Here is a 13,380-nt window from a genome sequence, read left to right as displayed (position 1 = left end):
ATTTTACATGGTTGAGAAACAATCTACAGGAGGAAAAGTATTTAAGGTACTTAATTATACACTTCTTAGTGCATTAGGTTTTGTAACCTTCTACCCTTTTTTCTACATATTGATACTATCATTAAACGATGGCTATGATGCACTTAAGGGTGGATTATACTTTTGGCCTAGAGTTTTTACATTTGATAATTATATAAAAGCTTTTGAAGATCCATTAATACTTAATGCCTTCGGTGTTTCAATTTTTCGTACTGTTGTTGGAACATTTTTATGTGTATTTCTGACAGCCTTAGCAGGATATGCACTATCTAGAAAGGATTTACCGGGAAAAGGGATTATAACATTCTTCTTTTTCTTTACAACAATATTTACTGGCGGATTAATACCATTTTTCATATTACTTAGAAGCCTTCGCTTGACAAGCAGCATATGGATTTACATATTACCGTACCTATACCAGTTTTTCAATATTATCATTATGCGAACATATTTCCAGACCATACCAGAGGAATTAAGGGAATCTGCCACAATAGACGGATGTGGGGAATTGAAGATATTCCTTAAGATTTATTTACCCCTTTCTCTTCCTATGATTGCAACAATAACATTATTCTATGGAGTTGGCCATTGGAATGATTGGTTTGTAGGTGCATTCTTTGTATCTGATAAAAAACTGAAACCAGCAGCTACTATATTACAGAAAATACTTAGCGAAACCAATTTTGAGCAAGCTACTGATACAAAGAATATGAATTATAATATTAGTCGTGCTAAGACAACACCAGAAGCTCTAAGAATGGCATTTTTAATGATAATCACTCTGCCAATAGTATGTGTTTATCCGTTTCTACAAAAGTATTTTGTCAAAGGTATTATGATAGGTTCAATCAAAGGGTAAATAAGTATTTATTCATTACATCTTATTTTGTAATGGTTAGATAGATATATAAAATAATTTAGGGAGGTTTTCACATGAAAAGAAATATCAAAAGACTTTTCTGTACAGTAATGGTAATTATGGTGACTTTTTCTATTTTTACAGGTTGTAGCAAAGATAAGGAAACTAATATAACCAATACTGATGATGGTAGTAAGAATGAAGCTGATAATAATAAGGAGCCAATAGTGGTTAAAGTGTTCTCTTGCTGGAATGGTTCAAGTGGTAATGCACCTAGAGACCATTATGATAATGTAGTAGCAAAAAAACTTTTAGAAGAAACAGGTGTAATTCTTGATATTGAATATGCCACTTCCTCAGAATCAGAGAATCTCAATATGATGTTCTCATCAGGAGATGTTCCTTATGATTTGGTTACTGCACCTTATTGGGGCGGTAATGGAGGAGAAACTGCAATAATTAAAAGAGCCAGTAGTCAAGGTATGGTAATGCCTTTAGAAGATTTACTTGACGAATATGGTTCAAACATTAAGGAATTCGAAAAAGGATGTGCCAAAGATTTTCTGGAAAATGATATTTATTGCAAGGAATTTGACGGACATACATATGTTATCCCATATCAATTACCTGCTACACCAGAAGACAACAAAAACTGGGGATACTGCGTATATGTACGTAAGGATATCATGGAAAATCTAGGTTGGAAACCAGAAGATTTCGATCACTCAGAAAAAATATATGAGTTCTTGAAAGAAGTAAAAGAGGGAGACTTCACAGATGCTAATGGAAATCCTGTAATTCCAGCAGGTAACTGGCATAATGGATGGGATTATAATCAATTAACACGTTCATATCACACTGGTTATATGTGTGGATTCTGGGTAGACCCTGATACAGATAAAGCTATTGTAGATAGAAGAGGTCCATTAGTTGTCGATGAGATATTATTTATGAGGAAATTAGTATCTGAGGGCTTATTTGACCCTGAAGCTTTTAGACAAAATGATACTATAGCAAAAGAAAAACATGCCGTTGGTAAATATGTTCTACATGGAGTTCACTACTTCCATCAAAAAGATTTTTATAAGAACACCTTATACAAAGAGCATCCAGAAATGGAATATGTCCCAGTAGGTCCAATCAAAAACAGCAGAGGACAGACTGGCGGTAACGCATTAAAAGGTAGAGCAGGATCACCTGCATGGTTCATCCCAGCAGATACAGATGAAGAAATCGCAAAAGCAGCCATAAAAGCAATTAATTATCTAAATAGTAAAGAAGGTAAGCTGTTAGCTTTTTATGGACTTGAAGGCGTGCATTATGACATGGTTGATGGTAAACCAAAGATGAAAAAAGAATATATTGATATGAATAAAGAAGGTAATCTCAAGACAGAAACAGGTATTCAAGGAGAATACAGAGAATTTATCTCACTCTATCCATATATAAGTGAATGGGGTGAATTCACTCCAGGTGAATCCGAAATACCTGATGCAGCTTATGAACATATCATTAAAGATATCGTTCCAGATACAATTGTAGAAGGATACAGAGCCAGCAATTTCATAAACAACTACGAAAAGAAAGACGAAATCAATGAACTACTAAACGGAGACCTATGGCGTGACTACCGTGAAAGAGCATATTTCGCCTCATCAGACGAAGAAGCTAAAAAGATTATAGATGAATATTGCAAGTACTTAATCGACGGTGGAATCCTAGAATACGAAGAATTCATCAATAGTGAAGCAGATAAAAGAGATGATAAAGTTCTATTCTAAGGAGTTTGTTTTAAAGTATTATATTAAAAGAACTATTAAAAAGTTAAGTTGTCAAGATAAATCAAGGATTAATAATTAGTTATTGGTTTCTAAAATAGACAACGGTCGTATATTGAAATCATATATAGTGATAATTACTCTCGTTACGTTTGTTGCTTCTAGCTGTTTATAAGGGATGGCAACAAGCCGTAAAGGTCGTTATTATCACTATATATGATTTTCTTTACATTTACCACTCTATAGCCAGTTAAAAGCCTATAAAATCTTTACTGCTCGTTTCATAGTTATTCCGTTATTGGAGAATAATATATGGTCAGAAATCTATCAATTAGCGTAATAATTAAATAAATCTTTTCAATTAAAGTTAAATAATAGACTTTGTGGACAATCTGAAACCAAGAATTAATAAGTAGTTCTTGATTCATTTTTTTCAACGGATTAATAGCTATACTAACAATATGACTAAAATATCGAGCGTAAATAGTATAGGGGAATATGGAGCAGTGAGCCATGGACGGCGAACTCAGCCCTTTAAACATGGACGTTTAATGGGCTGACGGAATATTCCCCTATACTATTGGAGCGACTGTTGTATACAGATATTAAATACTTACCAATTATTAGGAATTAACAAAAAAATAATAAAAAAACCTTGACATTTAACCTTTTATTCTATATAGTTAAGAACTAATAAAACAATTTTTAAAACAATACTACGAAATTATAAATATAAATATAGAATAAGAAGTGATACTATGATAGATTTAACGAAGAACCTAAACTCAAATTCATATTATTTTTACTTTTTTAGCTGGGGCTTTTACTTTTTTAGCGCTGGTTATTTTGCATTAAAAAAATTGAATGGATTTGAGAAAAACTATCATAAGAAGCTAATAATGAATTTTTAGAATGATGAAATTTAGAGAAGCTCTTAGGAGCTTCTTTTTTTTATATATTAATTAAGAATACTATGCGCAAAGTATTTATTATAAGTAAATCAACTGTTGTTTTATAAATAAGAGCTTTATAAATATGAATGGAGGAATAACAAATGGTTATAGTAATGAAAGCTAAAACACCAAGAGTAAATATTGATAGATTAATTAAAAAGTTAGAAGATATGGGATTAGGTGTCCATGAAACAATTGGGCAAAACTACAGTATATTAGGATTGATTGGAGATACAAGTAAACTAAATAAAGAGCAGCTAGAAGTATATGATGATGTTGAAAATGTAATGAGGGTACAGCATCCTTTCAAATTGGCAAGTAGACTATTCCATCCAGAAGATTCAGTTATTACCGTTGGGAATACAAAAGTAGGCGGAGATAATCTAACTATAATAGCAGGTCCTTGCTCTGTTGAGACTAAGGAACAAATGATAGAGGTTGCCAGAGATGTTAAAAAAGCAGGAGCTACTTTACTTCGTGGAGGGGCATACAAACCTAGAAGTTCACCATATAGTTTCCAAGGTCTTGGTGAAGAAGGATTAAAATTGTTAAAGCAGGCAAGTGAAGATACAGGTCTACCTATTGTAACAGAAGCAATCTGTTTAGATACAATAGATGTAGTTGCCAAATATTCAGATGTAATTCAAATAGGAGCAAGAAATATGCAGAACTTCGCACTTCTTAAAAAAGCAGGAAAATTAGGAAAACCTGTTTTATTAAAAAGAGGTATGAGTGCTACTATTGAAGAATGGTTAATGGCTGCTGAATATATCATGTCAGAGGGAAATGAAGATGTAATTTTATGTGAAAGAGGTATACGTACTTTTGAAACATATACTAGAAATACTCTTGACTTAAGTGCAATACCTGTTATAAAAGAAATAAGCCATCTACCTATCATCGTTGACCCAAGTCATGCGACTGGTAAATGGAAAATGGTAAGACCTTTATCAAAAGGAGCTGTCGCAGTAGGAGCAGATGGTCTTATGATAGAAGTACACAATAATCCAGAATGTGCTTTATGTGATGGAGCTCAATCATTAAAACCTTCAAAATTCAAAGAACTTATGGATGAGTTAAAGATTGTTTAATTATACTGAGATAAAAATGTTATGATTTGGTAACCTATCAATTGGAAAAGTATGCTATAATTATGTTACCTAAATGAATATGATGCAACTTAGAGGTGGAAAAATAATTATTAAACAATCTAAAATGACAGTAAGGGGGATATTAGTGAATAAGAAGATAGTAATATTGTTAGTAAGTATTCTGGTAACATTAAATATAGCAGCTGTTCCTGCATCCGCAGCTACTGATAGGCAAAATTATGCAGGGGATCAGTTACATACACTTGGACTTTTAAAAGGTTATACTGATGGTACACTTGCATTGGATAATAATATTAGAAGAGCAGAAGTTACAGCCCTCCTAGTAAGAGCATTAGGCTATAGCGGTAAAGAAGTACCAGGTGAAGGGAAAAAATTTAGTGACGTAAAAGCTGATTATTGGGCTGTTCCAGATATACAAAAAGCTTATAAATTAAAGTTGATTGTAGGAGATACTGGAGGAACGTTCAGACCACTTGATAATATAAGTTATGCAGAAGTTGTAACCATATTAGTTAATGCCTTAGGTAAAAATGATAATCTTGAAGGAGAATGGCCAACCAATTATATTAATAGAGCAAAAGAAATAGGTATAGTCCCTCAAGAGAACAACGGAGATATCAGAAGAAAAGTCACTAGAGGTGAAGTAAGTGTTTTAATATGGGATACCATATTAGTTAATCTTAATAAATAAAACATGAAATAATAAATGGACTCTGTTAGCCTGCTGATGTAATTTAGACATACAGTTAGCTGCCAAGAGTCTGTTTTTTATTATTGTTTTTTAGTATATTCTACAAAAAATAGTTTGATTTTAATTACATAATTTTCCAATATTTTTTTTATATTAGTGTTAAAATACTTAAGAGGGATAATTGTATATTAGATTTTATATTGGATAAAATAAATAAAAGCACTAAAATAAGTAGAATCATTAATATAATTAAATAAGGAGTTGTTTTGATATGCGTAATGTTACATCTGATGTACTTGTTGCATATGCTTCCAAACATGGAAGTACAGAAAAAATAGCACACTGGATTGGAAAAGAGATCAGAGGAAATGTAGATGTACTAAATGTAAGTAACGTTCATAGTCTAAATTATGATTATATTATATTAGGAACACCTATATATGAGCACGAACCTCTTCCAGAAATGAGTAGTTTTATCAATAGAAATAAAGACCAGCTAGAAAATAAGAAAAAATCTGTCTTTGTAGTTTCTTCTGATAATGAAGTAAGATCAAAAAGAGAAATGAATATTGAGGCTTTTACTAATATCATTCCAGGAGAAATTAATCAAACTGCAGTATTTGCAGGAGAAATGGACAATAGTGAGTTAAGTTCTAAAGAGTTAGAGAGCGTAAATAGTTATATGAGTTCTATTTCAAAACCCACAGGTAGTTATAGTAAATTGAATGAGAAAAAATGTAGAGAATATGGTAAATCACTTAATAGGTTTGTTTAACGTATAGCTTTATGATTATTGCATTGAGTAAGCCTATATATACAATATGAATCTATGTATATATAGACTTATTATTTGTAATGATATTTATCCAAAAGTTATGATAAAAAAGTACAACTTATGCATTTTAAAAATTTACTAATATATCATTTTTTTACAAAAGAAAAAATAAATTATAATAAGGGCTAGAATTTATATAGAGGGAGGATGCTCTAATGGAAGAACCAAAGAATAATAAGAAAAAAAGAAAATGGTTAATAGTAACAATAATCACTATAATAGTAGTTATTGTTGCTTTAGCATGCTATTTTTTAATAAGATATAAAAATATGGAGAAAGTTGTAAAAAGGGATGTCATCTACGAAGGAATAAGTATCGAGGGGATAGACATAGGTGGTTTATCTAAAGAAGAAGCAATAGACAAGATGAAAGAGATTATCGATGAAAAAATATTTGATAAAGAAATAAAAATATCATTTGAAGATAAAATATATGCTAAACCATATAATTATTTTGAATTCAAATCCAATTATAAAGAAATTGTAGATAAAGCTTATAATTTGTTCAAGACAGGTAAATTGAAAGAACGATATAATAAAATAAATAAATTAAAAGAAGATAAAATTGATTATAGTGTAGAAAACGTATATAATGAAGAGAAAATAAAAGAATTTGTTAGTTCTATCAAAAATGACTTTAATATAGAGCCAAAAAATGCTATAATACATAGAAAAAATAGTGAATTTATTATAGACAAAGAAGTTAATGGCTTAAAATTGAATGTTGATACGAACGTAGCTAATCTAAAAAATACGATTGACAATTTTAAAGAAGAATTAGAACTTGTTGTTGAGGTAACAAAACCAAAATACACCAAAGAATATTATAGTAATATAAAAGATGTAATAGGTGAATATAGTACTGCACACAATAATAATGAAGCAAGAACTCAGAATCTAAGAATAGCGTGTAATAAAATAAATGGAACTATTTTATATCCTGGTCAAGATTTTGCTACCCATGTAGCAATAAGTCCTATAAGTTCAAAAAATGGGTATAAAGCCGCCCCTATAATTATTTCAGGCGAAGTAAAAGATGGGCTTGGTGGAGGAATATGCCAAGTAGCTACTACTCTATATAATGCTGTTTTAATGGCTGAACTGAAAGTAATTGAAAGACAAAATCATTCTATGCCAGTATCTTATATAGAAAAAGGCAAAGATGCCACAATGTCAGGTAATCATGTGGATTTTGTTTTTGAAAACAGTAGTAACTATCCAATCTATATCGAAAGTTATGTACAGGGTGGTAAACTCTGTATGAGATTATTTGGTAAAGACGAGAGAAATAGTAGCAGAAAGATTAAATTCCAATCGGAAATCATCCAAAAGATATCTCCTCCAAAAGCTACTTATATAACAGATAGTTCTTTGGCACCAGGTGCAAAGGTTACAAAAAGAAAAGCAATAAATGGTTATAAAGTAAAATTATATAAATTAATTTATGTAAATGATAAATTAACTGATAAACAATTAGTAAATACCAGTTATTATAAGCCAGTTGGTGCTATAATAAGAGTAGGTAAGAAAAAGGTAGCAGAAGCAAAAGAACCTGTTGAAACTATGGAAGCAACTAATGTATTAGAGGAAGAAGAAACAGTAGAAACATTGAAAACTATAGATAATGATGAAGAAATTACTGAAGATACTGTAACAGATACTCAAGAAATTTCAGAAGATATAGAAGAAGATATAAAAGTGGATACAGAAGAATATATAGAAAAGAATACTGAAGACAGTATTACAGATGATAAGATAGACAATGCATCAGAAGAAGAATTAGAAAAAACCATAGACGATACTGTTTCGATTCAAGAAGATTCAGAAAACATAGAAGATATGGAAAAAAATGAAGAAGCTACAGATGAAGGAGTCGATAAAGATGAAGCTGGGAAAAGTACCGGAGACAGTACTTAAGAGATCTATATTTAAACAACTTAGTACACATAGAGAAGAAGTTATTGTCAGGCCTAATGTTGGTGAAGATTGCTCAGCAATAAAATTAGATAAAGATGAAGTATGTGTTGTATCAACTGACCCTATAACAGGTGCAGTAAAAGATATTGGCTCACTAGCTGTTAATATAACAGCCAATGACTTAGCTTCTAGTGGTGCTGAACCTGTAGGTATCTTACTTACACTACTTCTTCCAGAAGGTTTTATGGAAGAAGAATTGAAAGAAATCATGAAAGATGTTAATTATCAGTGTAATCTATTAAATATTGAGGTAATGGGCGGTCATACAGAAGTAACTAATGCGGTGAATAAGCCTATTATCTCAGTAACTGGAATTGGTAAAGCCCATGAAAACAAGTTAGTCCTAACAGGAAAAGCAGAAGTGGGACAAGACATCATTATAACAAAGTGGGCAGGACTTGAAGGTACTGCAATAATTACTAAAGATAATGAAGATAAGCTAAGAAAACATTTTAATTCAGATCTTATTGATAATGCAATGAAGCTAGGTGATTACATATCTGTTGTAGAAGAAGCTAAAATAGCAGTTAAGCATGGAGCCACATCCATGCATGATGTGACAGAAGGTGGTGTGTTTGGAGCTTTATGGGAAGTCGCCGCTTGTTCTAATGTAGGTTTAGAAGTTAAACTTGAAGATATTCCTATTAAACAAGAAACCATTGAAATATGCGAATATTATAATCTCAATCCTTATAAATTAATTTCTAGTGGATGCATGATTATTACTACATATAATGGGGAACTGCTGGTAGAGAAATTGGAAAAGGCAGGAATTGCTGGTTCAGTAATAGGTAAAATAGTAGAAGGAAAAGATAAGATAGTTATTCAATCTGATACGAGAAGAGCCTTGACCCCACCAAAAACAGATGAATTGTATAAAGTTATTAATGCCTAGATTAATAAATAAATTAAAGTGGAGGGACTATATATGAGACAAGAGATTTTAGGTATATTAGAACAGAATTGCAAGGTAACAGTTGATGATCTGGCCACAATATTAGATAATCCAAAAGAAGATATTGCAAAAGAGTTGACACAACTGGAAAAAGAACAGATTATATGTGGTTACCATACAATAATTAACTGGGATAAAACAAATATTCATAAGGTAACAGCATTGATTGAAGTAAAAGTAACACCACAAAGAGGACAAGGTTTTGATAAAATAGCTGAAAGAATTTATAGGTTCAAAGAAGTTACAGCTGTTTATCTAATGTCAGGTGGTTTTGATTTAACAGTTATAATTGAAGGAAAAACAATGAAAGAAGTAGCATTATTCGTTGGACAAAAGTTAGCACCTCTTGAATCAGTATTAAGTACAGGTACTCACTTTGTACTTAAAAAATATAAAGACCATGGTATTATATTAGAAGAAAATAAAAAAGATGAAAGAATGGCGGTGACACCATGAGGTTAGAAGACAAATTATCAAATAAAGTAAAAGTTATTCCACCATCTGGTATTAGAAAATTTTTTGATATAGTATCTGAGATGGAAGATGCTATTTCATTAGGTGTAGGTGAACCTGATTTTGACACTCCTTGGAATATTAGAGAAGAAGGGATATATTCTCTAGAAAAAGGAAAGACTTTTTACACATCCAATTCAGGTATGTTAGAGCTGAGAGATGAAATATGTAAATATCTAAAAAGAAGATTTGAATTAGAATATGATTACAAGACAGAAACATTGGTAACAGTTGGAGGTAGTGAAGGAATAGACCTTGCATTCAGAGCCCTTATCAATCCTGGTGACGAAGTATTAATTCCAGAACCTTGCTTTGTATCTTATAAGCCTTGTGCTTTTTTAGCAGGGGCAACTCCTGTTACTATACCTTTGAAAGAGGAAAATGAGTTTAGATTAACACCAGAAGAAGTAGAAGAACATGTAACAGATAAAACTAAGATATTAGTCTTATCATTCCCTAATAACCCAACAGGTGCTATTATGGATAAGGAAGATTTACAAAAGATAGCTGAAGTAGCTATAAAGCATGATTTAATTGTTTTATCAGATGAAATCTATGCAGAACTTACATATGGTGAAAAACATGTTTCTATAGCATCTTTAGATGGTATGAAAGATAGAACAATAGTCATAAACGGATTTTCAAAAGCATATTCTATGACAGGTTGGAGAATGGGTTATGCAGTAGGTCCAAAAGAAATAATAGGACCTATGACAAAAATACATCAATATGGAATTATGTGTGCGCCTACTACAAGTCAATATGCAGCTATTGAAGCAGTGAAAAACAGTGATTCAGATGTAGAAGAAATGAGAAAGGCATACAATGGTAGAAGAAAAGTAATGATTGAAGGTTTCAGAAGTATGGGGCTTGAATGTTTTGAACCATTAGGAGCTTTTTATCTATTTCCATCTATTAAAAAAACAGGTTTAACATCAGAGGAATTCGCTAATAGATTACTTATGGAAGAAAAGGTTGCTGTAGTACCAGGTACAGCATTTGGTGATAGTGGCGAAGGATTCATCAGATGCTCTTATGCTTATAGTATCAATGATTTAAAACTGGCTATTAATAGAATAGAAAAATTTGTAGGTAGATTAATCAAATAACTTTAAAATAATAAAAATAAACTCTGTTTAGTAGTAGAGAAAACTAAACAGAGTTTATTTCATTACTTGTTCTTTTTACAATCTGCACATACTCCGTAAAAGAATATTTTTTCATACATGATTTCAAAATCAGTATCTTCTTCAACATATTTCTTAAGATTCTCCAATTTCATAGTGGCCAAGTCAAAAACTTTATGACATTCTAGACATATCATGTGTGGATGAGCTTTGATATTGGCATCATATCTAAAGCTGTCTTCTCCTACATTGAATTCTTGAACTAATTCTGCTTTTTTTAGAGTGTCTAGAGTTTTATATACTGTAGCTAAACTCATTGTTGGATGTGTTTCTTGTAAGCATTTATAAATATGTTCCGCACTAGGATGCTCTTTGCTGTCATATAATATTTTGAATATAGCGATTCGTTGAGGAGTAACTTTTAATTTGTGTGCTTTTAATAGCTCGGCTATATGTTGCATACCATAGTCTCCTTTCAATAATAATTATTATCTAGTAATTATTATACTATACTTATATAGTTTGTCAAGTTTAATAAAGGTATTTGAAATAGTTGGAATAATTATTCTGATAGACTTGAATTACTTTTTCTATAATTTCCAGGTGACATACCTATATTTTTTTTGAAATCATTGCAAAAATAATACTCGCTATTAAAGCCAACTTCTTTAGCTATTGTTGACATATCTTTATTAGTACATTTTAATAGATATGCAGCCTTTTTAAGTCTAACTTTTTTAATATATTGATTAACAGTTTCCCCAACTGAATTTTTGAATAGTCTAGAAAGGTGACTATAACTTACATGAACGGAATTAGCTACATCATTAACGTTAATATCTTGATAATAGTTGTCTTCAATAAACTGTATAGTGTTGATGACGATATTATTATCAAATGAATTATCGCTTTCTATATTTGATTTCAACTCTGATAAATTTTGATTTGCATATTTGGACAGCTTAAGAACAATCTGAAAAAAGGCTAATTGAAGTTCTAATTCAGAACATCCTTGTCTACCTGCTTTTAACAAATTTAATACTCCATTAAGAATAGTGCCATCATCTGTTAAAGGTTCTGAAGTAGTGGCATATATAGATTCTATCAATTGCTTTGATTTAATTAGATTTAATTGTTCGTTATTAAAAGCACTGTTAGTCATAATCTCCCAGCGCATAGAAAAACCAGTATGTCCAATTCCATTTTCTTGACAATGAGAATGTAATACTCCAGGTGCTAATGTATAAAAGTGCCCTGGAGTAATTTTACGTTTTATTCCGTTAGATGTGGTAAAAACATAGTTATTGGTTACATAATGAAATTCAAAGAAAGAATGTTTATGCTTGCTCACATTCCAATCAGGATCAGTATCCATATAATGAATACCTAATATCTTTAATTGAATATTGTTTACTAATATATCTTTATAACATATCTTATTTAATAGCATGAAATCATCTTCATAATCTGATAAATTAATTTTTATATTTTCACTCATACAGTTACAGCCTTTCTATTAAATATTTATTATATGTTACTTATACAGTATACCATTTATAAATATTCAATTCAATAAACTATAACTTGTGTTATTCTATTTACCATAAACTTGATAGTCAATAGCCATCTTATTAGAAGAAAAAGGGTTTTGTGATTATTTTACAAAAACCAAGTCCGAACAAAACACTTTTTCTGACTTACTGGTAATATAATAATATAAGTTATTATTATCTAAAAAGTTCATTCCATGTTTCAAATACTTGCTTCACATTTTCAGGTTTAGCACCTGGACCAAATTCACATTGCGCTATACATCCACCGTTATCCCATAGATTATTTTTAACTGATTTAACCGCATCTTGAATTTCTTCTATACTGCCATATGGTAATAGATTCTGTCTATCAATCTCACCCCAGAAAGTTATTTTGCCTTTGAACTTGACTAGCTCCTCTATTGGCATACAAAATAGTTGTGAATTAATCGCATCAAGACCTAATTCTATTAGGTGAGGATAAATATCTAATATATATCCATCTGAATGCATAAATATTTTTTTGCCATGGCTATGAGCTATATCTATATAGTCCTTATACATTGGTTTAAATAACTCTTCCCATGTAGTAGGATTTATTAAAAGGCTTTTTTGTGAACCCCAATCATCCATGAAAGATAATCCATCAACATCAGTTTCAGCCCATTTTGTCAATAGTTCACAGTAGAATTCATGCATTTTACCCATGAAATCAAGTAAGCCTTGTGGTCTTAGCATTAAATCAATAAATAGATTCTCAGTACCTCTAATGAATTGTAGCTGCTCAAAAGGTCTAGGACAGCAGCCGCCAAAAACAAATTTATCTGAATTCTTACAGAACTCATTTATTTTATCTTTATCTATTGTTAACCATTCCCTTGGGATATGAATATTGTTCACATCTTTCCATTCTTCATCTTGGATTAGTGGTTCCTTAACTTCTCCTATAATACCTTTTTGGTAATTCAAGAATTTACATCCCCATGCATCTGTAGACTCTCCAATATCTG

Annotated in this window: 12 protein-coding genes; 9 read left to right on the top strand and 3 right to left on the bottom strand. The window is 31.0% G+C overall.

What is annotated here, in order from left to right; translation table 11 throughout:
- The first annotated feature begins 7 nt into the window (after positions 1-7).
- The 9 genes from AACQ14_RS06320 to AACQ14_RS06280 all read left to right on the top strand — a co-directional run bounded on the left by AACQ14_RS06320 (position 8) and on the right by AACQ14_RS06280 (position 10,820).
- Positions 8-898, top strand: a complete 891-nt coding sequence (locus AACQ14_RS06320) for a carbohydrate ABC transporter permease (RefSeq protein ID WP_339362736.1) — start codon at positions 8-10, stop codon at positions 896-898.
- Positions 899-972: 74 nt separating this feature from the next.
- Positions 973-2,679 carry an extracellular solute-binding protein gene (locus tag AACQ14_RS06315; protein ID WP_339362735.1) on the top strand — a complete coding sequence of 569 codons (1,707 nt, stop codon included), beginning with the start codon at positions 973-975 and terminating at the stop codon, positions 2,677-2,679.
- A gap of 1,051 nt (positions 2,680-3,730) precedes the next feature.
- Positions 3,731-4,720 (top strand): 3-deoxy-7-phosphoheptulonate synthase, encoded by a 990-nt coding sequence (gene aroF / locus AACQ14_RS06310; protein ID WP_339362734.1) that lies wholly within the window; start codon positions 3,731-3,733, stop codon positions 4,718-4,720.
- 145 nt (positions 4,721-4,865) lie between these two features.
- A complete protein-coding gene (locus tag AACQ14_RS06305; RefSeq protein WP_339362733.1) occupies positions 4,866-5,432 on the top strand; it encodes an S-layer homology domain-containing protein in 567 nt (188 codons plus the stop codon).
- 271 nt (positions 5,433-5,703) lie between these two features.
- Complete coding sequence (locus AACQ14_RS06300) at positions 5,704-6,207, top strand: flavodoxin domain-containing protein (RefSeq protein WP_339362732.1); 504 nt, start codon at positions 5,704-5,706, stop codon at positions 6,205-6,207.
- A 215-nt stretch (positions 6,208-6,422) separates the two neighbouring features.
- Positions 6,423-8,183, top strand: a complete 1,761-nt coding sequence (locus AACQ14_RS06295) for a VanW family protein (protein ID WP_339362731.1) — start codon at positions 6,423-6,425, stop codon at positions 8,181-8,183.
- Positions 8,149-9,138: an AIR synthase family protein gene (locus AACQ14_RS06290; RefSeq protein ID WP_339362730.1), complete on the top strand. Its 990-nt coding sequence runs from the start codon at positions 8,149-8,151 to the stop codon at positions 9,136-9,138. The genes AACQ14_RS06295 and AACQ14_RS06290 overlap by 35 nt, the downstream gene beginning before the upstream one ends.
- A 33-nt stretch (positions 9,139-9,171) precedes the next feature.
- Positions 9,172-9,654: an Lrp/AsnC family transcriptional regulator gene (locus AACQ14_RS06285; RefSeq protein ID WP_113673263.1), complete on the top strand. Its 483-nt coding sequence runs from the start codon at positions 9,172-9,174 to the stop codon at positions 9,652-9,654.
- The gene (locus tag AACQ14_RS06280; protein ID WP_339362729.1) at positions 9,651-10,820 is read left to right on the top strand and encodes an aminotransferase class I/II-fold pyridoxal phosphate-dependent enzyme; all 1,170 of its coding nucleotides are present in this window, start codon (positions 9,651-9,653) and stop codon (positions 10,818-10,820) included. Before AACQ14_RS06285 ends, AACQ14_RS06280 begins: the two co-directional genes overlap by 4 nt.
- 62 nt (positions 10,821-10,882) lie before the next feature.
- Here AACQ14_RS06280 and perR read toward each other — a convergent pair whose 3' ends face one another.
- The 3 genes from perR to AACQ14_RS06265 all read right to left on the bottom strand — a co-directional run.
- Positions 10,883-11,299 carry a transcriptional regulator PerR gene (gene perR / locus AACQ14_RS06275; RefSeq protein WP_339362728.1) on the bottom strand — a complete coding sequence of 139 codons (417 nt, stop codon included), beginning with the start codon at positions 11,297-11,299 and terminating at the stop codon, positions 10,883-10,885.
- Between the two features lie 101 nt (positions 11,300-11,400).
- Positions 11,401-12,336: an AraC family transcriptional regulator gene (locus tag AACQ14_RS06270; RefSeq protein ID WP_339362727.1), complete on the bottom strand. Its 936-nt coding sequence runs from the start codon at positions 12,334-12,336 to the stop codon at positions 11,401-11,403.
- Between the two features lie 229 nt (positions 12,337-12,565).
- The coding region (locus AACQ14_RS06265) for a uroporphyrinogen decarboxylase family protein (protein ID WP_339362726.1) at positions 12,566-13,380 on the bottom strand (815 nt) is incomplete at its 5' end.

The sequence above is a fragment of the Vallitalea maricola genome (genome assembly GCF_036985595.1).
Lineage (GTDB): Bacteria > Bacillota > Clostridia > Lachnospirales > Vallitaleaceae > Vallitalea > Vallitalea maricola.
This window is presented reverse-complemented; position numbering and strand designations above follow the sequence as displayed.